At 58.7% G+C, this 22,371-nt stretch carries 22 protein-coding genes, 4 tRNA genes and 1 pseudogene; 18 read left to right on the forward strand and 9 right to left on the reverse strand.

Going from position 1 to position 22,371, the window contains the following annotated elements; all coding sequences use genetic code 11:
- The first annotated feature begins 167 nt into the window (after positions 1-167).
- From accD to ACYZT8_RS10335, 13 genes are all read left to right on the forward strand, one after another.
- Positions 168-1,088: an acetyl-CoA carboxylase, carboxyltransferase subunit beta gene (accD, locus tag ACYZT8_RS10275; protein WP_461958154.1), complete on the forward strand. Its 921-nt coding sequence runs from the start codon at positions 168-170 to the stop codon at positions 1,086-1,088.
- Entirely contained in the window at positions 1,085-2,392 is a 1,308-nt protein-coding gene (gene folC, locus ACYZT8_RS10280; RefSeq protein WP_461980782.1) for a bifunctional tetrahydrofolate synthase/dihydrofolate synthase, read from the forward strand. Before accD ends, folC begins: the two co-directional genes overlap by 4 nt.
- On the forward strand, positions 2,376-3,059 hold the full coding sequence (locus ACYZT8_RS10285; protein ID WP_461980784.1) for an SPOR domain-containing protein: 684 nt from the start codon (positions 2,376-2,378) through the stop codon (positions 3,057-3,059). The genes folC and ACYZT8_RS10285 overlap by 17 nt, the downstream gene beginning before the upstream one ends.
- 98 nt (positions 3,060-3,157) lie before the next feature.
- On the forward strand, positions 3,158-3,718 hold the full coding sequence (locus tag ACYZT8_RS10290; RefSeq protein WP_461980786.1) for a CvpA family protein: 561 nt from the start codon (positions 3,158-3,160) through the stop codon (positions 3,716-3,718).
- 41 nt (positions 3,719-3,759) lie between these two features.
- A complete protein-coding gene (gene purF, locus ACYZT8_RS10295; protein ID WP_007905939.1) occupies positions 3,760-5,265 on the forward strand; it encodes an amidophosphoribosyltransferase in 1,506 nt (501 codons plus the stop codon).
- Positions 5,266-5,338: 73 nt separating this feature from the next.
- Positions 5,339-6,550, forward strand: coding sequence for an O-succinylhomoserine sulfhydrylase (locus ACYZT8_RS10300; RefSeq protein WP_461980788.1), 1,212 nt, complete (start codon positions 5,339-5,341; stop codon positions 6,548-6,550).
- Entirely contained in the window at positions 6,547-7,323 is a 777-nt protein-coding gene (locus ACYZT8_RS10305; RefSeq protein WP_461980790.1) for an SDR family oxidoreductase, read from the forward strand. The genes ACYZT8_RS10300 and ACYZT8_RS10305 overlap by 4 nt, the downstream gene beginning before the upstream one ends.
- Positions 7,324-7,580: 257 nt before the next feature.
- Positions 7,581-7,656: transfer RNA gene (locus ACYZT8_RS10310), tRNA-Val, on the forward strand.
- A gap of 55 nt (positions 7,657-7,711) precedes the next feature.
- Positions 7,712-7,788 (forward strand) — tRNA-Asp (locus ACYZT8_RS10315).
- 105 nt (positions 7,789-7,893) lie between these two features.
- Positions 7,894-7,970, forward strand: a tRNA-Asp gene (locus ACYZT8_RS10320).
- Between the two features lie 248 nt (positions 7,971-8,218).
- Complete coding sequence (locus tag ACYZT8_RS10325) at positions 8,219-8,728, forward strand: sigma-70 family RNA polymerase sigma factor (RefSeq protein WP_461980792.1); 510 nt, start codon at positions 8,219-8,221, stop codon at positions 8,726-8,728.
- Positions 8,725-9,675, forward strand: a complete 951-nt coding sequence (locus tag ACYZT8_RS10330) for a FecR domain-containing protein (RefSeq protein ID WP_461980794.1) — start codon at positions 8,725-8,727, stop codon at positions 9,673-9,675. The genes ACYZT8_RS10325 and ACYZT8_RS10330 overlap by 4 nt, the downstream gene beginning before the upstream one ends.
- Positions 9,676-9,742: 67 nt before the next feature.
- Positions 9,743-12,166: a TonB-dependent siderophore receptor gene (locus tag ACYZT8_RS10335; protein WP_461980796.1), complete on the forward strand. Its 2,424-nt coding sequence runs from the start codon at positions 9,743-9,745 to the stop codon at positions 12,164-12,166.
- A gap of 315 nt (positions 12,167-12,481) precedes the next feature.
- Here the strand turns inward: ACYZT8_RS10335 and ACYZT8_RS10340 are convergent, their stop codons facing one another.
- Complete coding sequence (locus ACYZT8_RS10340) at positions 12,482-13,765, reverse strand: NAD(P)/FAD-dependent oxidoreductase (protein ID WP_461980798.1); 1,284 nt, start codon at positions 13,763-13,765, stop codon at positions 12,482-12,484.
- A gap of 183 nt (positions 13,766-13,948) precedes the next feature.
- Between ACYZT8_RS10340 and ACYZT8_RS10345 the strand changes: the two genes are divergently transcribed.
- Positions 13,949-14,025 (forward strand) — tRNA-Val (locus tag ACYZT8_RS10345).
- 104 nt (positions 14,026-14,129) lie between these two features.
- Here the strand turns inward: ACYZT8_RS10345 and ACYZT8_RS10350 are convergent.
- A pseudogene (locus ACYZT8_RS10350) lies at positions 14,130-14,450 on the reverse strand (methyl-accepting chemotaxis protein); the annotation flags it as partial.
- Between the two features lie 144 nt (positions 14,451-14,594).
- Positions 14,595-14,828 carry a PAS domain-containing protein gene (locus ACYZT8_RS10355; RefSeq protein WP_461982414.1) on the reverse strand — a complete coding sequence of 78 codons (234 nt, stop codon included), beginning with the start codon at positions 14,826-14,828 and terminating at the stop codon, positions 14,595-14,597.
- 251 nt (positions 14,829-15,079) lie between these two features.
- On the opposite strand from ACYZT8_RS10355, the gene ACYZT8_RS10360 reads away from it, so the two are divergent.
- Positions 15,080-15,274 (forward strand): hypothetical protein, encoded by a 195-nt coding sequence (locus ACYZT8_RS10360; protein WP_461980800.1) that lies wholly within the window; start codon positions 15,080-15,082, stop codon positions 15,272-15,274.
- Positions 15,275-15,346: 72 nt separating this feature from the next.
- Here ACYZT8_RS10360 and ACYZT8_RS10365 read toward each other — a convergent pair whose 3' ends face one another.
- Together ACYZT8_RS10365 and ACYZT8_RS10370 are read right to left on the reverse strand one after the other, a co-directional pair.
- Complete coding sequence (locus tag ACYZT8_RS10365; RefSeq protein ID WP_461980802.1) at positions 15,347-16,093, reverse strand: carbonic anhydrase; 747 nt, start codon at positions 16,091-16,093, stop codon at positions 15,347-15,349.
- A 376-nt stretch (positions 16,094-16,469) separates the two neighbouring features.
- Complete coding sequence (locus ACYZT8_RS10370; RefSeq protein ID WP_461980804.1) at positions 16,470-17,192, reverse strand: alpha/beta fold hydrolase; 723 nt, start codon at positions 17,190-17,192, stop codon at positions 16,470-16,472.
- A 107-nt stretch (positions 17,193-17,299) separates the two neighbouring features.
- On the opposite strand from ACYZT8_RS10370, the gene ACYZT8_RS10375 reads away from it, so the two are divergent.
- On the forward strand, positions 17,300-17,755 hold the full coding sequence (locus tag ACYZT8_RS10375; RefSeq protein WP_461980806.1) for a DUF2214 family protein: 456 nt from the start codon (positions 17,300-17,302) through the stop codon (positions 17,753-17,755).
- A gap of 194 nt (positions 17,756-17,949) precedes the next feature.
- Here the strand turns inward: ACYZT8_RS10375 and csrA are convergent, their stop codons facing one another.
- Complete coding sequence (csrA, locus tag ACYZT8_RS10380) at positions 17,950-18,144, reverse strand: carbon storage regulator CsrA (protein ID WP_007938114.1); 195 nt, start codon at positions 18,142-18,144, stop codon at positions 17,950-17,952.
- Positions 18,145-18,394: 250 nt separating this feature from the next.
- On the opposite strand from csrA, the gene ACYZT8_RS10385 reads away from it, so the two are divergent.
- Together ACYZT8_RS10385 and ACYZT8_RS10390 are read left to right on the forward strand one after the other, a co-directional pair.
- Complete coding sequence (locus ACYZT8_RS10385) at positions 18,395-18,760, forward strand: SPOR domain-containing protein (RefSeq protein ID WP_461980808.1); 366 nt, start codon at positions 18,395-18,397, stop codon at positions 18,758-18,760.
- Positions 18,761-18,860: 100 nt separating this feature from the next.
- A complete protein-coding gene (locus tag ACYZT8_RS10390; protein WP_461980810.1) occupies positions 18,861-19,772 on the forward strand; it encodes a siderophore-interacting protein in 912 nt (303 codons plus the stop codon).
- Between the two features lie 57 nt (positions 19,773-19,829).
- On the opposite strand, the gene ACYZT8_RS10395 is transcribed toward ACYZT8_RS10390, so the two are convergent.
- From ACYZT8_RS10395 to ACYZT8_RS10405, 3 genes are all read right to left on the reverse strand, one after another.
- The gene (locus ACYZT8_RS10395) at positions 19,830-20,519 is read right to left on the reverse strand and encodes an endonuclease (protein ID WP_461980812.1); all 690 of its coding nucleotides are present in this window, start codon (positions 20,517-20,519) and stop codon (positions 19,830-19,832) included.
- 4 nt (positions 20,520-20,523) lie between these two features.
- Positions 20,524-20,814 (reverse strand): DUF1654 domain-containing protein, encoded by a 291-nt coding sequence (locus ACYZT8_RS10400; RefSeq protein WP_461958169.1) that lies wholly within the window; start codon positions 20,812-20,814, stop codon positions 20,524-20,526.
- A 168-nt stretch (positions 20,815-20,982) separates the two neighbouring features.
- Positions 20,983-22,071: an asparaginase gene (locus ACYZT8_RS10405; RefSeq protein WP_461980814.1), complete on the reverse strand. Its 1,089-nt coding sequence runs from the start codon at positions 22,069-22,071 to the stop codon at positions 20,983-20,985.
- Positions 22,072-22,371: the final 300 nt, after the last annotated feature.

The following is a 22,371-nucleotide window of genomic DNA, read 5'->3' on the forward strand; positions in this document are numbered from 1 at the left end:
CGCTGCACAAAGCAGGCACGGCTGAGGATTGATGGGTTGTACGCAGGTCACGCTTCACCGACCCGACCATCCATCGATCATCGCCACACACACATGAATTTAGCTCAAGGGCATACGCGGGGCTGCGAACCAGAGCGTTCGGGCCGCCGGTACTGGAGAAAGAAAGCATGAGCAACTGGTTAGTAGACAAACTGATCCCTTCGATCATGCGTTCCGAGGTCAAGAAGAGCTCGGTGCCTGAAGGTCTGTGGCACAAATGCCCGTCTTGCGAGGCTGTGCTGTACCGTCCGGAGCTGGAAAAGACCCTGGACGTTTGCCCCAAGTGCAACCACCACATGCGTATCGGCGCCCGCGCGCGCATCGACATCTTCCTCGACGCCGAAGGCCGTAACGAGCTGGGCGCGGACCTGGAGCCGGTTGATCGTCTGAAATTCCGCGACGGCAAGAAGTACAAGGACCGCCTGACCGCTGCCCAGAAGCAGACCGGCGAAAAAGACGCACTGATCTCCATGAGCGGCACCCTGCTGGGGATGCCGGTGGTGGTCTCGGCCTTCGAATTCTCCTTCATGGGCGGTTCGATGGGTGCCATCGTTGGTGAGCGTTTTGTCCGCGCCGCCAACTACGCGCTGGAAAACCGTTGCCCGATGATCTGCTTCGCCGCCTCGGGTGGTGCGCGGATGCAGGAAGCCCTGATCTCCCTGATGCAAATGGCCAAGACCTCCGCGGTACTGGCGCGTCTGCGTGAAGAAGGCATTCCGTTCATTTCCGTGCTGACCGACCCGGTCTACGGCGGCGTTTCCGCCAGTCTGGCGATGCTGGGCGACGTGATTGTCGGTGAGCCGAAAGCCCTGATCGGCTTCGCCGGTCCGCGCGTGATCGAGCAAACCGTTCGCGAAAAACTGCCGGAAGGCTTCCAGCGCAGCGAGTTCCTGCTGGAACACGGCGCGATCGACTTGATCGTTCACCGTCAGGAACTGCGTCCACGCCTGGGCAACCTGCTGGCACAAATGATGGGCCTGCCGACGCCGAAATTCGTCGCCGCACCCATCGAGCCGATCGTGGTTCCACCGGTACCTGCCAACCTATGACCGAACGTACCCTTGGCGAGTGGCTCGCCTACCTTGAGCAGTTGCACCCTTCGGCCATCGACATGGGCCTTGAGCGCTCGCAACAGGTAGCGTCCCGCATGGGACTGGGCAAGCCGGCGCCTCGGGTGATCACGGTCACCGGCACCAACGGCAAGGGTTCGACCTGCGCATTCGTGGCTTCGTTGCTGCGGGCGCAGGGCCTGAACGTTGGTGTCTACAATTCTCCGCACCTGCTGCGTTACAACGAGCGGGTGCAGGTCAACGGCGTCGAAGCGACTGACGCCGAGCTGTGCGAAGCCTTTGCTGCGGTCGAGGCGGGCCGTGGCGCGACGTCCCTGACGTACTTCGAAATGGGCACCCTGGCGGCGTTCTGGCTGTTTCAACAGGCAGGGCTTGATGCCGTGGTGCTGGAAGTCGGCCTGGGTGGGCGTCTGGATACGGTCAACGTGGTCGATGCCGACATGGCGCTGGTCACCAGCATCGGTGTCGATCACGCCGATTATCTGGGCGATACCCGCGAATCCGTGGCTTATGAAAAGGCCGGCATCTTCCGTCAGGGCGCGCCTGCGCTCTGTGGCGACCTGAATCCTCCGCAACCTTTGCTGGATAAAGCACGCGAGCTCAATTGCCCGTTTTTCCTGCGTGGCCGCGATTTTGATCTCGGTATCACTGATCAAAACTGGCAATGGCGCGGGGTAGATGCTCACGGGCGTGCGGTTGAGTTGCGTGATCTGCCATTGCTCGACCTGCCGATGGAAAACGCTGCACTGGCCTTGCAGGCTTACCTGTTGCTCGGTCTGCCTTGGGTAGATGCACAGATTATTGAGGCCCTGAAAGCGACGCGTGTGGTCGGTCGTCTCGATCGCCGTCAGTTCGACTGGCAGGGCAAGCGCCTGAACCTGTTGCTGGATGTGGGGCATAACCCGCATGCGGCCGAGTATCTGGCGCGCCGTCTGGCCAGCCGTCCGCCGGTCGGCAAGCGTCTGGCGGTGTTCGGATTGCTGGCGGACAAGGATCTGGATGGTGTTGTCAGTGAATTGAATGCTAGTGTCCAGCAATGGGCTGTCGCGCCGCTGGATTCACCGCGCGCGCGCCCGGTTGCCGATTTGCAGGCGGCGTTGCAGAACCTTGGCGCTTCGGTAACGTCCTATGACAGCGTGGCCGCCGCCCTGGAAGGGCAGTGCGCGCTGGCGACGAGCGACGACGAGATTCTGTTGTTCGGATCATTTTATTGTGTTGCCGAGGCCCTTGAATGGCTGGCCCGGCGCTCCACGGAGGAAGCGGCAAATGGCATTGCTGGATAAGGCATACAAACAACGCATGGTTGGCGCCCTGGTTCTGGTGGCGCTGGCGGTTATTTTTCTGCCGATGCTGTTTTCCCGCCAGGATGAGCAGCGTCAAGTGACGGTCGAAGCCCCGACTGCGCCGCAAGCACCGTCGGTGCCGCAAGTGCAGGTCGAGCCGGTGGTGGTGCCTGAGCCGCAAGCGCTGCCTCAAGAGCCGGTGCCGAGTGATGACGAAATCGCTCAGCAGGAAGCAGTGCCGTCGACGCCGATTGCGCCCGCTGCACCGAGTGCGCCAGTGGCGCCTGCACCTGCACCAGTCGCCAAACCGGCCGCACCCGCTCCGGTGCCTGCTTTGGCAGCCAAGCCTGCAACAGCGCCGTCTCAGCCAATTTCTGCCGCACCGGGCAAACCTGATACGACTCAAAGTCGCGTCGATGCCAATGGTCTGTCGGTCAGCTGGTCAGTGCAACTGGCCAGCCTGTCGAGCCGTGCAAGTGCCGAAAGCCTGCAAAAAGACCTGCGCAGTCAGGGCTATAACGCCTACATCCGTACGGCAGATGGCAAGAATCGGGTGTTTGTCGGACCGCTGATCGAGCGCGCAGAAGCCGATCGTCTGCGCGACTTGTTGGGCCGCCAGAAGAACCTCAAGGGGTTTGTGGTGCGTTTCCAGCCTGAGCGTGGTTAAAACTATCGCCCCGATTTGAAATGCACTGACAATCGCAGCTTACCGATAGCCATGGGCTCTGCTAAAATGCGCCGCCTTATCCGTCTGTAGGCTGCACTGTGCCATTTACCTGGGTTGACTGGGCGATCGTTGCAATCGTCGCCATCTCCGCATTGATCAGTCTGAGCCGCGGCTTCGTCAAAGAAGCATTATCGCTGGTGACCTGGATCATCGCAGGAGTCGTCGCCTGGATGTTCGGTGGTGCATTGTCCGAGTACCTCGCCGGATACATCGAAACGCCATCGGCTCGTGTGATCACGGGCTGTGCCATCATGTTTGTCGCCACTTTAATCGTAGGCGCAATGGTCAATTATCTTATCGGCGAGTTGGTTCGCGTCACCGGGTTGTCCGGGACCGATCGATTCCTCGGCATGGCCTTCGGCGCCGCGCGTGGCGTGTTGCTGGTGGTCGTGGCGGTCGGGCTGTTGAGCCTGGGGCCGGTACAGCAGGACGGGTGGTGGCAACAGTCGCAGCTCGTGCCAAAATTTCTATTGGTTGCAGACTGGTCCAAAAACCTGATCCTCGGGTGGAGCAGTCAGTGGCTTGCCAGCGGTATCAGCGTACCCGCTGAGATACCGTTCAAGGAGCACCTCTTGCCGATGGCCAAAACGCCTCAGTGAGTTGTGTTCAGTTCAGATCCATTAAGTAGGGGTTGCGTCGCATGTGTGGCATCGTCGGTATCGTCGGTAAGTCGAACGTCAATCAGGCGCTGTATGACGCGCTAACCGTCCTCCAGCACCGCGGCCAGGACGCTGCCGGTATCGTGACCAGCCATGATGGCCGGTTATTCCTGCGCAAGGACAATGGCCTGGTGCGTGACGTGTTCCATCAGCGTCACATGCAGCGCCTGGTCGGCCACATGGGCATTGGCCATGTGCGTTACCCGACCGCGGGCAGCTCGACCTCGGCCGAAGCTCAACCGTTTTACGTCAACTCGCCTTACGGCATTACCCTGGCGCATAACGGCAACCTGACCAACGTTGAACAGCTGGCCAAGGAGATTTACGAATCTGACCTGCGCCACGTCAACACCAACTCCGATTCGGAAGTGCTGCTCAACGTGTTCGCACACGAACTGGCCCAGCGCGGCAAGTTGCAGCCGACCGAAGAAGACGTGTTCGCTGCCGTCACCGACGTGCACAACCGTTGCGTCGGTGGTTACGCAGTCGTCGCGATGGTGACCGGTTACGGCATCGTCGGTTTCCGCGACCCGCACGGCATCCGCCCGATCGTCTTCGGTCAGCGTCACACCGACGAAGGCGTCGAGTACATGATTGCCTCCGAAAGCGTCTCCCTGGACGTGCTCGGTTTCACCCTGATTCGCGACCTGGCACCGGGCGAAGCGGTCTACATCACTGAAGACGGCAAGCTGCACACCCGTCAGTGCGCGACCAACCCGTCCCTGACCCCGTGCATCTTCGAACACGTCTACCTGGCGCGTCCGGACTCGATCATCGACGGCGTGTCGGTCTACAAGGCCCGTCTGCGCATGGGTGAGAAACTCGCCGAGAAGATCCTGCGCGAGCGTCCGGATCACGACATCGACGTGGTCATCCCGATTCCGGACACCAGCCGCACCGCGGCCTTGGAGCTGGCGAACCACTTGGGCGTCAAGTTCCGCGAAGGCTTCGTGAAGAACCGCTACATCGGCAGGACCTTCATCATGCCTGGCCAGGCTGCGCGGAAAAAATCCGTACGCCAGAAGCTCAACGCCATCGAGCTGGAATTCCGCGGCAAGAACGTGATGCTGGTGGACGACTCGATCGTTCGCGGCACCACGTGCAAGCAGATCATCCAGATGGCCCGTGAAGCCGGCGCGAAAAACGTCTACTTCTGCTCCGCGGCCCCGGCCGTTCGCTACCCGAACGTCTACGGCATCGACATGCCAAGCGCTCACGAGCTGATCGCCCACAACCGTTCGACCCAGGACGTTGCTGATCTGATCGGCGCCGACTGGTTGATCTATCAGGACCTGCCTGACTTGATCGAAGCGGTCGGTGGCGGCAAGATCAAGATCGAGAAGTTCGATTGCGCGGTGTTCGATGGCCAGTACGTGACCGGCGACGTCGACGAGGCTTACCTGAACAAGATCGAGCAGGCACGTAACGATGCCTCCAAGGTCAAGACGCAGGCAGTCAGCGCGATCATTGATCTGTACAACAACTGAGTAACTACCGGCCCTGAGGGGCCGGTTTTGTATCTGGCTTTTCATTGACGAGAATAGGGAAAGGAGTGACAGCATGAGTCAGGATTGGGATGCCGGTCGGCTGGACAGCGACCTCGAAGGCGTAGCGTTCGATACCCTGGCCGTACGCGCCGGTCAGCACCGCACGCCGGAAGGCGAACACGGTGATCCGATGTTCTTCACTTCCAGCTATGTCTTCCGTACCGCTGCCGACGCGGCGGCACGTTTTGCCGGTGAAGTACCGGGCAACGTCTACTCGCGCTACACCAACCCGACCGTGCGCGCGTTCGAAGAGCGCATTGCCGCGCTGGAAAGCGCCGAGCAAGCGGTGGCCACGGCAACCGGCATGGCAGCGATCATGGCGGTGGTGATGAGCCTGTGCAGCGCCGGCGATCACGTGCTGGTGTCGCGCAGCGTGTTCGGTTCGACCATCAGCCTGTTCGAGAAGTACTTCAAGCGCTTCGGCATCGAAGTCGATTACGTGCCTCTGGCGGACTTGTCCGGTTGGGATGCGGCGATCAAGGCCAACACCAAATTGCTGTTTGTCGAGTCACCGTCCAATCCATTGGCCGAACTGGTGGACATCGCCGAACTGGCGAAAATCGCTCACGCCAAAGGCGCGATGCTGGTGGTCGACAACTGCTTCTGCACCCCGGCGTTGCAACAGCCGCTGAAGATGGGCGCGGACATCGTCGTGCACTCGGCGACCAAGTTCATCGACGGCCAGGGTCGTTGCATGGGGGGCGTTGTCGCCGGTCGTAGCGAGCAGATGAAAGAAGTGGTGGGTTTCCTGCGTACCGCCGGGCCGACCCTGAGTCCGTTCAACGCCTGGATCTTCCTCAAGGGTCTCGAAACCCTGAGCCTGCGCATGAAGGCGCATTGCGCCAACGCCCAGCAGCTGGCCGAGTGGCTGGAGCAGCAGGTCGGCATCGAGAAAGTCCATTACGCCGGCCTCAAGAGCCATCCGCAGCACGAACTGGCCCTGCGTCAGCAGAAGGGTTTCGGCGCCGTGGTGAGTTTCGAGGTCAAGGGTGGTAAAGAGGGCGCCTGGCGCTTTATCGACGCGACGCGTCTGATTTCGATCACCGCCAACCTCGGCGACAGCAAAACCACCATCACGCACCCGAGCACCACCTCCCACGGCCGTCTGGCGCCGCAAGAGCGTGAAGCGGCGGGCATTCGTGACAGCCTGATCCGCATCGCGGTCGGTTTGGAAGACGTGGCTGACCTGCAAGCCGATCTGGCGCGCGGGTTGGCTGCCTTTTGATCGAGTTGTCGACGCCGGGTACGGGCACCCATTGCCGCGTTGCACTGGTCACCGGTGCCGCACGCGGCATCGGGCTGGGGATCGCAGCCTGGTTGATCAGCGAAGGCTGGCAGGTGGTGCTGACCGACCTGGATCGGGAGCGCGGTTCGAAAGTGTCGAAGGTGCTGGGCGAAAACGCCTGGTTCATCGCCATGGACGTCTCGAACGAGGGGCAAGTGGCGTTGGGCGTCGCGGAGGTGCTGGGGCAATTCGGGCGTCTGGATGCGCTGGTGTGTAACGCGGCGGTGGCCGATCCACACAACATCACTCTGGAAAGCCTCGATCTGGCTTACTGGAATCGGGTGCTGGCGGTCAATCTGAGTGGGCCGATGCTGTTGGCCAAGCACTGCGCGCCGTACCTGCGCGCTCACAGCGGTGCGATCGTCAACCTGGCCTCGACCCGCGCTGCGCAGTCCGAACCGGACACAGAGGCTTATGCGGCGAGCAAGGGCGGTCTGTTGGCCCTGACTCACGCGTTGGCCATCAGCCTTGGGCCGGAAATTCGCGTCAACGCGGTCAGCCCCGGCTGGATCGATGCGCGAGACCCGGTGGCACGACGGGCCGAACCCCTGACTGAATCCGACCATGCCCAGCATCCGGCGGGCAGGGTAGGGACCGTCGAAGATGTCGCGGCGATGGTGGCGTGGCTGCTGTCGAAGAATGCCGGTTTCGTCACGGGCCAGGAGTTTGTGGTCGATGGCGGCATGACCAAGAAGATGATTTACAGCGAGTAAGTGGGAAGGGGGCTGTCTTCAGCATTGATGTTGGATGTGCTGTCCCCATCGCGAGCAAGCTCGCTCCCACATTTTGAAAGCATGTCGCCTGACTAAACGCGTTCCACTGTGGGAGCCAGCCTGCTCGCGAAGGCGGTCTGACGGTTTGCGGCTCAGGTGTGGATTGCAACGATTTTGTCTTTTTCAGAAAAACTTCAATCCTGCTATTGACTTAGGTTCGCTACCTGCGTAAATTTCGCGGCCTCGGAGATGCAAACGGGTGATTAGCTCAGCTGGGAGAGCGTCTGCCTTACAAGCAGAATGTCGGCGGTTCGATCCCGTCATCACCCACCAAATCCGAGAGTCTTGCGAAAGCAAGATGGACGCTTTTAAAAGCCTCCACCGACGCGCAGCGGTAGTTCAGTCGGTTAGAATACCGGCCTGTCACGCCGGGGGTCGCGGGTTCGAGTCCCGTCCGCTGCGCCATATTTTCCGAGTCAGGCTTGCCCTGATTCGAGATTGAAAGAGAGATTGAAAAATCTCGGAGCTTTCAGTCAGACGAGTTACTTGGACGCAAGTCCAAAGCGATACGCAGCGGTAGTTCAGTCGGTTAGAATACCGGCCTGTCACGCCGGGGGTCGCGGGTTCGAGTCCCGTCCGCTGCGCCATATCTGCTTCAAGGCCCGCTGAACGCCTTGGAGCTACGAAGAAAGCCGTTGGCAGTCTTCGAGTCGATAGCAAAGACCCTGGTCGAAAGACCGGGGTTTTTTGTATCTGCGATTTGGCTTTTCCTTCCTCCATACCTTGCCAATCAAACCTTTCTGCTCAGCCGATGCATAAAGGGCTTCCTTCGCACGCCCGACATTAATTAGAATCACTCTCATTTACGATAACTCCTGGCACAGGGCTTCTTGAAATGAGTGATGCAGCGATGCCGGAGGAGCAAACCTTCCACGATTTGTACCGCGACCATCGCGGCTGGCTTGAGAGCTGGTTGAGACGACGCATGAGCAATGGTCACGATGCCGCGGACCTGAGCCAGGATACGTTCGTGCGTTTGCTCGCCAGCTCCCAGCGCATTGCTGACCTGCAAGAACCCCGCGCCTATCTGGCGACCGTGGGCAAACGGCTGCTGACCAACTTCTACAAGCGTCGCAGCCTGGAGCAGGCTTACCTCAATGCCTTGGCGCTGCTGCCAGAAGACTGCGTGCCATCCCCTGAACAGCGCTGGATCCTGCTGGAAACCTTGCAAGCCCTCGACGAATTGCTCGATGGATTGCCGACCCCGGTACGACGGGCGTTTCTCTGGAGTCAACTGGAAGGCTTGGCCTATCAGGAAATTGCCGAGCGCCTGCAAGTCTCGGAGCGCACGATCAAGCGCTACATGGCCCAAGCGTACGAGCACTGCCTGCTGGTGGATCTGTGATCGGTTCAGCCCCTTCGGCCGACGCCCGCCAAGTCATACGGGCTGCCGCGCGGTGGCTGGCACTGATGGAATCGGGCACTGCCAATGAGCAGGACCGAGCCGAGTTGCAGACATGGCGCGACAGCCATTCCAGCCACGAGCAGGCCTGGCAAAAAGCGCAACGCTTGCGCCAGCGCTTCACCGACCTGCCGTCAGCTTTGGCGATGGCCAGTCTGGATCGCCCGCAGCCGAGCCGACGCGCAGTGCTCAAGCGCGCCGTCGGTGCGGTGGCGTTGGTGCCGGCCGCCTGGCTGATCAGTCGGCAGTTGCCGTTGGATGCCTGGGGTGCTGACCTGCGGACGGCGACCGGGGAGGGCAAAAAAGTCCAGTTGGCCGATGGCAGCTCCGTGCAATTGAACACCGCGAGCGCCGTCGATATCGATCTGAACAATCGTCTACTCAAGCTTGTTGAGGGCGAAATAGCCCTGAAAGTCCCCGGCACTTCGCCGCTGACGATCCAGACGCACTTCGGCCAGGTAGTCGTCAGTCAAAGCGAAGTATGCGTTCGTCAGTGGCAGACGGGCTGCAAGGTATCGGTGCTCAACGGCACGGTGCAGTTGCAGCCTTTGCACGGACCGGTCTTTTCGTTGCGCGCAGGCCAGCAGGTCAGCCTTCAGGCAGCGGGTGCCGGCACTGTGGAGTCATTCGACGTGCTTGCTCCAGGCTGGCGCGACGGTGTGTTGATGGCGCAGAACCAGCCACTGGGGGATTTTTTGCGCGAACTCAGCACCTATCGCCCAGGCGTGCTGCGCTGGGAGCCGGAACTGGAATCCTTGCGCGTCACCGGCAGTTTTCGCCTGGAAGACACCGATCGTATCCTCGCGCTACTGGCGGCCAGCCTGCCGTTGGAGGTGCATACGCGTACGCGTTATTGGGTAACGCTGCTCCCGCGTAAAAATAGTGTTTGAAGTGTGTCCCCTTTTTTCGCGTCGCTTGTCATTCAAGGCAAGTGAACGAACTAAGAGAACTTCTTCAATGCCCGCAGTGTTCCCGTCCAGTCCGCGTTTGGCTTCATCCCGCTTGCGCCCGTTAATGCACTTGAGTCTGTTGCTGAGCCTCAGTGCCTGTCCGTTGTTCATCACCGCCGGTTGGGCCGAAGACGCGCCCCGACGCAGTTATCAGGTGCCGGCCGGCAGCCTCAGCGCGGCGCTGACCCGTTTTGCCGGGCTGGCGGGTGTCAACCTCTCGGTGGACCCGGCGCTGGTAAGCGGGCGCAACAGCCCTGGCCTTTCCGGTGAATTCGCTGTGGAGGAGGGTTTTGCCCGACTGTTGCAGGGTTCCGGTCTGCAACTGCAGCCGGTGGGCGAACAAGTGTACATTCTGACCCCGGCGCCAGAAGGCAGCGGCCTGCAATTGGGCGCCACCTCGATTCTCGGTGCCATTGACCCGGTTGACGGTGATCCGTATGCCGGCGGCCAAGTCGCGCGCCGCGGTTCGCAAGGCTTGCTGGGCTCGAAAGACTTTATGGAAACGCCGTTCAGCATGACCACCTACACCAGCGAGGTGGTCAAAAACCAGCAGGCGCGTACCTTGGGCGACCTGATCGCCAACGATCCGTCGGTTCGCGCCACCAACCCGGCGGGCGGGCGTTATGAGCAGTTCACCATCCGCGGGCTCAGCCTGTTCAACAGTGATGTTGCCTACAACGGTCTCTACGGCGTCCTGCCGACCTACACGATCGACATGGAAATGGCCGACCGCGTCGACGTCCTCAAGGGACCGAGCCAGCTGATCAACGGCATCTCGCCGCGGGGCAGCGTGGGGGGCGGGATCAACGTGGTGCCCAAGCGCGCCACCGACAAACCCATCACTTCGTTCACCGGCAGCTACGCGTCCGACAGTCAGGTCGGCGGTGCCGTGGATGTCGGCCGGCGCTTTGGTGAAGACAACAAGTTCGGCATTCGTTTCAACGGCGTCAAGCAGTCCGGCGACACCGAATGGGATCAGCAGAATGTCGACCGCGAGATGGCCGTGCTGGGTCTGGATTTCCGCGGTGAACGCTTGCGGCTTTCGACGGACATCGGGCGCACCGAGCGTGACACCGACGCGCCGCAGGAACGCGTGCAGGTCAACGCCAACGCACAGGTTCCGCGTGCCAGCGATGTGCGCCACAACTATGCGCAGCCGTGGAGCAAAGCGAGCACCAACGACACGTTTGGCACGGTGAACGGCGAATTCGATGTCAACGATTCCGTCATGCTGTACGGCGGTGTAGGCGCGCGCAAAAGCAACCATGACTTTCTCCGGCATGCCGTTGCGGTCACCAACAACGCAGGTGATTTCAGTGTTCAGCCACGTGATTTCACCCGCGACGAAAATGTCCGGACGGCCACGGCTGGGGTGCGTAACTGGTTCCATACCGGCCCGGTGAGCCATGAGGTCAATCTGGCAGCCAGCTATTTCTACATGGACTTCGAAAATGGTGGCGCGCGTTATGCGGCGGCGCCCAGCAATCTTTATAACCCGGTGGAAACACCGACGCCGGTCAGACCCACGCGACAGGATGCGAAGGTCTATACCGAGAACCGCTTCAGTGGCGTGGCATTGTCCGACACCCTGGGCTTCTTCGATGATCGGTTGCTGCTGACCCTCGGCGCCCGCTGGCAGCGGGTGAAGGTTGACGACTGGTCGGATAATGTCAAAGGCGACACGGCCTACGATGAGGAAAAGGTTTCGCCGTCGGGCGGCATCCTGTTCAAGGCGACAGACAAGTTGTCGCTGTATGCCAACTACATGGAAGGCCTGAGCCAGGGCAAGATCGCACCGTCGACTTCGGTAAACGAGGACGAAATCTTCCCGCCGTTCATCAGCCGCCAGGTCGAAGTCGGCGCCAAATATGACGCGGGTGCATTTGCCGTGACTGCCGCAGTGTTCCGGATCAAGCAACCGGCGTACGAGACCAACGCCACGACGCGGGTCTTCGGCCCGAACGGCAAGCGTGAGAACACAGGAGTGGAACTGAGTGTGTTCGGTGAGCCGCTGGATGGTTTCCGCCTGCTCGGCGGTGTCATGTACATCGACAGCGAGTTGACCAACACCACCAATGGCGCCTTCGACGGCAACCGGGCGCCGGCCACGCCGAAATACAACGTCAACCTGGGCGCCGAGTGGGACGTGCCGACCGTAGAGGGCCTGACCCTCACCAGCCGTGGCATCTATTCCAGCTCGCAGTACCTGGATCAATCCAACAACAAGGAAATCGATTCCTGGGAGCGTTTCGACGTGGGCGCACGCTACGCGTTCAAGGTCGAGGAAAAGAACATCACATTGCGCGCCAACATCGAGAACGTGGCGGACAAACGCTACTGGAGTTCGGCCGGCGCCTCGGATGACAGCGAGCCTGGGTTGACGCTTTCGACACCACGGACTTACCTGCTTTCGGCGACGGTCGATTTCTGAATCGGTCCAGCTACAGGTGAACGAAGGTCTGCTTAAGTGGCTGATGATTGAGTTATCACGGCGCAATGTCGTGCTGATTTGATCATTCGGTCAGCTTTGCACTGTCAACACAGCCCTTTGCATCGTCAATAAGGGCTTCTGCGAGACTTGAGATCCACGGGAACGGCTCTAAACACCATTCCCTCTCTGGGGAGACACCATTTCCCCTGTGGGAGCGAGCTTGCTCGCGATAACGGAATGACAGGCAGCATTGATGTTGAAAGTGATGGCCTCATCGCGAGCAGGCTCGCCCCCAAAAAATCGTTGTTGTGCCGGTTAGTACCCGAACTTGTCCCGCAGTCCGTAATACCACGCACCCAATGCCGCAAACGGTGTGCGCAGCAATTGTCCGCCGGGGAACGGGTAGTGCGGCAGATCGGCAAACGCGTCGAAACGCTCGGCTTGACCACGCAACGCTTCGGCCAGCACCTTGCCCGCCAGGTGCGTGTACGTCACGCCGTGGCCGCTGCAACCCTGGGAATAGTAGATGTTGTCGCCGATCCGTCCGACCTGAGGAAGGCGCGACAGGGTCAGCAGGAAATTGCCGGTCCAGGCGTAATCGATCTTAACGTCCTTGAGCTCAGGGAACGCCTTGAGCATCTTCGGCCGGATGATCGCTTCGATGTTCGCCGGATCCCGCGCCCCATAAACCACGCCGCCGCCGAAGACCAGGCGTTTGTCGCCGGTCAGCCGGTAGTAATCGAGCAGATAATTGCAGTCCTCGACGCAGTAATCCTGCGGCAGCAGGCGCTTGGCCAATTCATCGCTCAAAGGCTCGGTGGTGATGACCTGAGTCCCGCAGGGCATCGACTTGGCCGCCAGCTCCGGCACCAGATTGCCGAGATAAGCATTGCCGGCAACGATAATGAACCTGGCCCTGACCTTGCCTTGTGGCGTATGCACCACCGGATTCGCGCCGCGCTCGATGCGTACCGCCGGCGACTGCTCATAAATCGTGCCGCCCAGCGACTCGACCGCCGCCGCTTCGCCCAACGCCAGGTTCAGCGGATGAATGTGCCCGCCGCTCATGTCGAGCATGCCGCCGACGTATTGATCGCAGGCCACCACTTCACGAATGCGCTTTTGATCCAGCAACTCAAGTTGCGTATGGCCAAAACGTTCCCAGAGGCGCTTCTGCGATTCCAGATGCCCCAACTGCTTGCCGGTAATGGCGGCGAACACGCCACCGTCCTTCAAGTCGCACTGGATATTATATTTGGCGATCCGCTCACGAATGATCCGCCCGCCCTCAAACGCCATCTGCCCCAACAACTGAGCCTGCTTGGGACCGACGCTGCGCTCGATCACATCAATGTCGCGGCTATAACTGTTAACGATCTGGCCGCCGTTACGACCCGACGCGCCGAAACCCACCTTGGCGGCTTCCAGCACCGTGACCTTGAAGCCGTTTTCCAGCAGAAACAGGGCGGAGGACAACCCGGTGTAGCCGGCGCCGATCACACAGACATCAGTCTCTACGTCATCCTGCAAGGCCGGACGCGGCGGAACCGCATTGGCCGACGCGGCGTAATAGGATTCGGGGTAGGGGGTGTTCGCCATCCGGCTGCCTCTGTTTAATATATTTTACGAGTGCATCGATCCTACCCGAGTTAAAAATCGACCGCCAGCCACCGGAAAATCTTCTTCGCTACCGCGAAATTAAATATTTTGCATATTCATAGGGTTAGCTCGAAAAAAGGTGTTGACACCCCTTCGGAATTCCGTAGAATGCCGCCTCACAGCAGGCACGTAGCTCAGTTGGTTAGAGCACCACCTTGACATGGTGGGGGTCGTTGGTTCGAGTCCAATCGCGCCTACCAAACAAAATCCGCTCTGCTGGGCGGTCTAGAAGGGCTCACCGAAAGGTGGGCCCTTTTTTGTTGTCTGTGTCCCATCCTGAAACAGGTGTAAACCTATTTCAGGACTAGACATCAGTCGCCGCCGCTATCTGGGTTGTCATATCGGTGATGTTGGCAACGGCTTCACTGATGCCGATGAGGGCTTTATCTGCCTCTAGCACCCACGCGACGCCCTCTTCGGCTTGGCGCTGGCCGCTTTCCATCGTCTTCACGGCATTGTTGGAAGAGACCTGTAACTTGGAAATCAGGCCATGAATCTGGGTAGTGGACTCAGTTGTGCGCTGTGCCAATTGGCGCACTTCGTCCGCGACGACCGCGAAGCCTCGACCCATTTCGCCTGCGCGCGCCGCTTCGATTGCGGCATTCAGTGCTAACAAGACGGGTTGCCATGTGTCGCTGCCGGGAACGGCTGACTTGCCCAGGCTGATTCGTTTATAGAGTGCCTCGGCGCGGCGGATCTGTTCGATGCTCGGTTTTACCCTGACCGATTCATAACCAACGACCTGGCTGCCTTCAAATATGGGCGTGACTTAGGCGTTGACCCAGTAGTGGTCGCCGTTCTTTGAACGGTTCTTGACGATGCCCATCCAGGGGTTACCTTGTTTGAGGGCATTCCACATATGGGCAAATATCGCGGATGGCACGTCAGGATGACGAACGATGTTTTGAGGGGCGCCTATCAGGTCTGACTTGTTGAAACCGCTGATTTCTACGAAGGCGTCGTTACAGTAAGTAATGACCCCTCGGGAGTCCGTTGTCGAGATGAGTTTCTGTTGAGGTCAAAGGGCAACCTCGCGTTGTGTAACGGGTTGATTGTTTCTCATCTGTATTGCTCCAATGCCCTGAGCCAGAGGCATCGGCAACAATCTGCAGAAGGTTAACGAGCCATTCAACATGAACGTGTCGCGCGTCGGAAAGTGTGTTTGTGTTCGCGCTTGCTTTTGTCGCCGTCTGCTCAGGTCGTTTGCATTTCGGGCGTAAGATAGCAGTGCTACCTCACCAGAAGGAGCCGCATATGATCGCCGACCAAATGAATAAACAGGCATCTGAAGACAGGGCTGTTTGGGATCAATACTTCTGCGCTGCGTTGATTGCGGAAAGCAATCTGACGGCACCGGTTGTAGGAGGGGCTACTCACGACGACAGGCAGAACCTGTTGATCGAAAGGGCCAAGGCACTTGCCGACAAGATGATGGAAAACCGAAAATAACCAGAGCCCAGCCATCGCGCTGGGCTCTTCGCATTCGGCCATCTCAATGACGGGCGATGTGCGCGTTATGAATCAAGCGATCAGGTCTACTTTGCCGCTCGCCAGGCGATAGACGCCGCCCACTATCTTCAACGTGCCTTTGCCAAGCGCATCAGTCAGTAGTGGCGAGGCATTTTTGAGGCGCTTCACCGAGTCTTTGACATTTTGCGTAACAGCGTTGGTAGGAAGGTTTCCGGGCTCCTTGAGCACTGTCTCGATAGAAGCCTTTAGTGCATCAGTCAGTTTTGGGATGTGACCAGGGAAAACGGTGTGATCCTTGACCGCCTTTATCCCCGCATTGATGGCGCCGCAGTCCTCATGTCCGAGCACGAGGATCAAGGGTGCGCCGAGCACTGCAATACCGTACTCAAGACTTGCCAAGCCCTCATCGGTGACGAAGTTGCCGGCCACGCGTATGGCAAAAAGATCGCCTCGTGCGGTGTCAAAGGCGTACTCGGGGGCGATGCGCGAGTCAGAGCAACTGAGCACCGCCACAAACGGGTTCTGGCCAGAGACCAGGGCTTCTCGTTCGTCCTTGAAGTCATGTGTCTTGGAGGTGCCGGAAACATACCGTTCATTTCCCTCCATCAGTCTTTGCAGGGCCTGGTCAGGGCTGATTGAGTTTTGCGGTTTGGGTACGGTTTTCTCCGCAGCCTGGAGGACTTGGTTGGGCAGGGCGCCTGCCAGTAACAGAGCGCCTGCTCCGAGTCCGGCTAATCGAAGGAACTTGCGGCGATCATTTTCGGTTTCAGTCGGGGTTGAATCACACGATTTACACATGGCTGTGCACTCAGGTGAAAGGGAGGGAATTGCTGTCAAAAGCGAGTGCTCAAGGAACCTTCAGCACTGGTGTGATGGAGTCTAGACGGTCTGTAACGTTATGTTTCCGATGCTGTTTCCAGGCTTGCTGTTTAGAAATTTGTTACTTTGGGTGCAACGAGGTTATCGTCTAGGAACCATAAGAATAGTGTGGATATTTAATAGGTTACGATTTTTTTTAACCAGACGGTGATCGAAAATATATTGTTACAAGTGAGCTGTTGGGCTATGATCGCCCCGCGTTCACCACCACGGTTTATGCATTTTTAAGTCCCAAGCGTCCATCAGCTGCTTGGGATTTTTTTTTGCCTGAGATTCGTCCTGGTTCGCTCGACCATCAAACAGACACCTCAGCTATTTCCCTGCGCTCTGAAAAATCGCCGATATGCCGTGCTGCTTCTATGGGTGAAACCTGAAGCAGGCAATGCGGAGCCTGGACATCGATGACATTTATGTCCGGCTTGATCGATGAGACAAGCGTCGACGCAGTCTCCGGAACCACCCAGTCACGGGTGGCGCGAAGATAAAGCGTGGGCACGTTGATCCAGGCCAGTTTTTCGGACACATCGACAGCGAGAACCGCGCTTAATCTTGAACGCATCACTGTGGGGCGGACTTGCTTGATGGCCTGGCACAGAGCCGTGCGCAAAGCCTTGGTGGAAAATCCGCCTAGTAAAACGTTGCTGATCCAGCCGACAGGCAGATAACGGATCGGCATCGCGGCCATCAGAAAACTCAGGTGCCTGAAGAGCGGTCGTGGGTTGCTCGCAAATGTGCTGCACAGGACGAGCCCCACCTGTTGCGGCAAACGCAACGCCGACAGTGAAATGGCGATAGGGCCCGAGAACGATTCGCCGAGCAAGATGAACGGCCTGTCGGCGGGCAGCGACTGGCGGGCGATCGCCTCAAGCTCTGCGTAGTTCAACGGGATGTCACAAGGATAGGTCACGACGACGGTCTCGAAATCCGCTTTCAGTGCCGGTAAACACCAGTCAAAGAGTTCGCCTGTTCCATCCATCCCTGGCAGTAATACAAGCGTGGGCGCTTTTGGTCGATCCATGTACTCAATCCTTTGCGAAACGCCGCCTGCGGGAATCAGGCGAACCACGGTTTTTTGGACTACTACTGACTGGCCAAACTCAAACTCAGTCTGATGGGAGTCTATCGATGCTGATTCATTGGTCGCTTGCGGCAATTCACCTGCTGGCTCTTGCCTTGGGGTTCTGGGCCGTACTGACGCGGGGGACGGCATTTAGCCGCCTGGCTGCCGGGGCGGGGGAGGCTCGCCGTGTGTTGATGGCCGATAACCTGTGGGGCATTTCTGCCGTCATCCTCCTGGTCACCGGTGGGATGCGTGCCTTCGGTGGGTACGAAAAAGGTACTGATTACTACCTTCACCAGCCATTGTTCCATCTCAAGATGACGCTCTTCGTTCTGATCCTGCTGCTTGAAGTGGCGCCGATGATCACGCTGATCAAGTGGCGGATCGCACTCAGCCGTGGCGCGGTGATCGATACCGGGCGCGCGAAGCTGTTTGCACGGATCAGTCATGTCGAAGGGTTGCTGGTGTTACTGATGGTTGTGGCTGCCACGGGCATGGTGCGTGGCGTGACGTTTGGTTAGCCGAGTCTGATCACACTCTTCCTCGGGATTAATCCGAAACGTCTGACATTCAGGGCAGGGGGCGTGCCGTTAATATCGGCTTCACGTTTTCAACAGGAAGGGGCGAACGAATCAACGGATGGCGATACGGCGCTTGAATCTTTAGCCAGCCGTTGTCCGGAGTTGAACGGGCTGGCTACTGACTGCAACAGGATTCAGGGTGTTTGTGGCTTGTCTGGAGCGGTCAGGCCAGCCTGAATGCGTTGGTAAATTTCTTCGCGATGGACTGCGACGTCTTTCGGCGCGTTGATGCCGATCCGGACTTGCTGGCCGCTCACGCCCAGAATGGTGATCGTAATGTCGTCACCGATATTTATGCTTTCACCGACTTTGCGGGTGAGTATCAGCATGGTCTTCTCCTTGATTGCTTTGTAGGGCACCTGATTCGAACAGTGCAGAGGTCGGTGGTATGTATAGATTAGTGCGAAGTCTCACGGTTTGGGTGCCTCTTTCTGACGCGCAGATGCTGCATTAATTCCCAAGGCGTAACTATACAGAGGCCGCAACCATCATTCTCGTTGTTTTGCGCCCATTTTGCGGCACTCGGGAAGTATTCATGAATGTTAAAATCGCCGCTTTCAGCATTCAGGGGGACACGTTGTGCGCAAAATGGTCTTGGTAATCGCAGTACTGGCGTTGGTTGGGTGCGATGCAGGCAAGGGCGTTGACGCTCAAAAGCCGAAACCGGCAGTCGTTTCCGCACCTGCGTCAGCCACCGGGCCGCAATGGGATCTCGAAGTGCGAGGCGAAACACCCCAGGCGGTCAGCGACCTGAGCGGCTGGCTGATCGAGCACAGCTTTGTTTCAAGCGTCGTCATGGAAAACGGCAAGGCCCGTATTCTGCTCGGGCCGTTCAGTTCGAAAGCCGAGGCCGAAGCCAAACAGGCAGAGGTGGCTGCGGCGCTCACCCGGGCAAAGAAACGGAACATCGAATCGCTGGTGCTTGAGCGTCCCGTAGCCCAGTAACGGTTCTTTCCGCGGGAGCCTTTTGTCGACGCACCTTAAAGGGGATCCACATTGACTCGTCTCTAAGCGTAGTCACTGTCGATCCCAGAAGGAGCTCTCCATGGCCTCCGCCACCCCTTACAAAATCTTCGACGCGGTTCTTGCGCACAAAACAAACCTCAGCCCTCATTTGATGCGCGTGACCCTGGCCGGTCCTATGGTCACCGAAATGGCCACCTGGGCGCCGGATCAACGGGTAAAACTGTTCTTCCCGGCCGAGGATGGGTCGCCTGCCAGGCTGGCTCATGACCCGAATTGGTATGCGCGCTACCGATCAATGCCGGTCGCCCAGCGTCCGGCGATGCGCACTTACACCATTCGACATTTGCGGGCTGAGCAAGGCGAAGTGGACATCGATTTCGTCTTGCATGGTGAAGCCGGTCCGGCCTCCCGCTGGGCGATCCGTGCGGTGGCGGGCGAGCCTATCCAGATCGTCGCACCTGATCGCCAGTTTTCAGCGCAAGACGCGGGAGGTTTCGAGTGGAAGCCGCCTCACATGCTCAAGCATCTGTTGCTGGTGGCCGATGCCACGGCATTGCCCGCCGCTCTCGGCATTCTGGACGAGATGGCTGCCTTGGCCGAGCCGCCGGCAACTCAGGCATTTTTTGAGGTAGACAGCGCAGAAGACGCATTGCCGTTGCCTGAGTGGCCGGGTCTGTCAGTGCAGTGGTTGGTCCGGGAACATTCCTGCGATAGGGCAGCAGGCGCGCTGATGGTCGAAGCGGTCCGTCGGGCGGAGCTGCCGGTCACGGCTTCGCTGACTCACGAAACGGTGGAACTGGCGGAAGTCGATGTCGACGAAGAGATTCTCTGGGAGACGTCGGACTCGACCGGTAACGGTTTCTACGGTTGGATCGCCGGAGAAACGGTTGCCGTGATGAACCTGCGCAAGTATTTGATCAAGGAGCGCGGCATCGCTCGGGAGTCACTCAATCTGATGGGCTACTGGCGCTACAACAAAAGCGGCGGATAGAAACGAAAAAAGGCCTTGGGTATTACCCCCGAGGCCTTTTTGTTTTTCAGCGGTCGATCAGTCGCAGGCTTTCATGTCCACGGGCCCGACAAACTCGTTGCCGCGACCCATCACGCAGGCCACGCTCTGGTTGCGCTGACGTTCCCAGGCTTCAACCGGGTAGGTCTTGTTCCACGCGTCGTACAGTTGGCGGTCCTGTTTCGACAGCTGCAAACCGTACTGTTTACTCATGTAGAAATACGTCCGGGCGATCATGCCGCGAATGGAAGGGCGGGGCATGACCTTCTTCGCCTTGAAGTCGACCTGGGTCAGGCACGAACCATATTGACCCGATTGCACCGGTAGCCAACCGAAACTGAAATTGCTGCGATCGCCGTTTACTTCGCCGATGCTCGGCACCAGATTGTGCAGATCAGCCTCGGCCTTTTGATAGATCGGATCGTAGCGCGTGCAGTTCTTGCGTCCGCCCTCTTGCCAGCACTGGCGCTGATGACCGATCTGCCAGGCCGGAACGATGTGCTCCCACTCAATGCGGGCGGCGCGCTTGGCGTTCTTGCGCGGCACATACCCACACGCGGCGAGGTTGACCTTGTTGCCGGTGTATTTGCAGCCGCAATAGAATTCGGTGGATTGCGGCGCGTACAACTTCCAGGCGACTTTCTTGGCTTCGTTGAAGGTGCGTGGGGCGCCAGCCTGGGCGCCGAGGGTGATGAACAGAAACAGCAAAGCAAACCAGCGGACACTCATTGACTCAATCTTCCTTCGGCACAACCCAGAAAATCTGCACACCGCCATCGTCGCGATAGGCGAGGGTGACGTTGTCGTTCTCATCGATTTCTTCGAGCAATTGCTCCCACTCATCCACAGGTTCGTCTGGTAGACGGAAGATCAGTGCGGCTTTGGCTTTCTGAGCGGTGGGGGAATTGATGATTTTCTGAACGCGCATGCCCATGCGTTCATAGGTGTCAGGAGAGGCGGAGGTAGTGGCCACGGGATTATCCTTATTAAGCTGTACGTGCATACAGTATTTAACTGTAGGCATTTTCGCAACTGCTTAAAATTCAAGAAAATCCTCTGACAGCAGTTTTTTCCGTTTGGTGTAGGAAGAAGGGAAAATTTTTATCGGAATATCGGAAGGGCGTGAACCACTCGCCAAGGCTGGCGAGTGGTGAATGCAGTGCCCGGCCGGAATCGGTCGGGCGAGGGTGAATCAGTATTCCCAGAACATCCGTTGCAGCTCTTTACTGTCGTTGGTCTTGGTCAGCGCGACCATGGCCAGGATGCGGGCTTTTTGCGGGTTCAGGTCATGTGCCACGACCCAGTCGTACTTGTCGTCAGGCTGTTCGGCGTTACGCAGGACGAAACCGCCGGCATTGACGTGGGACGAGCGAATGATTTGCACGCCGTCCTTGCGCAGGGCTTGCAGGGCAGGGACCACGCGAGAAGAGACCGAACCGTTGCCGGTACCGGCGTGGATGATCGCTTTGGCGCCCGACTGAGCCAGTGCTTTGTAGGCGGTGTCGCTGACGTTGCCGTAGGAATAGGCGATTTCGACGTCAGGCAGGCTCTTGATGGTTTTGATGTCGAATTCCGAGTCCATGGTGTGGCGCTTGGCCGGCAGACGGAACCAGTAGGATTTGCCTTCAACCACCATGCCGAGCGGGCCCCAGGCACTTTTAAACGCCTCGGTTTTGATGTTGATCATTTTGCTGACATCGCGACCCGACTGGATCTCATCGTTCATGGTCACCAGGACGCCTTTGCCGCGGGCTTCTTTGCTGCTGGCGACGGCAACGGCGTTGTACAGGTTGAGCATGCCGTCAGCCGACATTGCGGTGCCTGGGCGCATGGAGCCGACGACGATGATTGGCTTGTCGGTTTTTTCCACCAGGTTCAGGAAGTAGGCGGTTTCTTCCAGGGTGTCGGTGCCGTGGGTGATCACGATGCCGTCGACGTCTTTGCTGTCGGCCAGTTCGGCCACGCGACGACCCAGCTGCAGCAGGTTGTCGTTGGTAATACTTTCCGAGGCGATCTGCATGACCTGTTCGCCACGAACGTTGGCCAATTGGCTGAGTTCCGGAACCCCGGCGATCAGCTGTTCGATACCGACTTTCGCCGCCTGGTAGGTCGCGCTGTTAGCGGCGCTCGCGCCAGCGCCGGCGATGGTGCCGCCGGTGGCGAGGATCACCACGTTGGCCAGTTTCTGTTGGGTTTCGACTTCTTTTGCCTGAAGGGCAGTAGGCAGGAGCAGCAGGAGGGCCAAAGCGCCCGGAATAAAGGTTTTGAAGGCAGATTTCATTATTTTCTCTCTAGTAGTGAGACGGTGCTGATGCAAGTTCATCTAGATACGCCCCAGGCAGATCTGAACGCCTGGGGTAAAGGTGAAGAGCAGGATCTGTACCAGCCATACGTTGAATGAGAAAAACTTTTAACATGATGATTTATATCAATATTTATCCAATTGGCTATCGGTGTTGAACAGCCTGGCGTCCGGGTTTCCGAATAAGTTGAGGATTCGCGTTCGGCTCTCCGAAAAGGCCTACGACCTCTGGTGAACACATCGCCTTGTCAGATAAAGAATCCGTGCTAAAGAATCCCG

This window comes from Pseudomonas sp. LB3P93 (genome assembly GCF_054898025.1).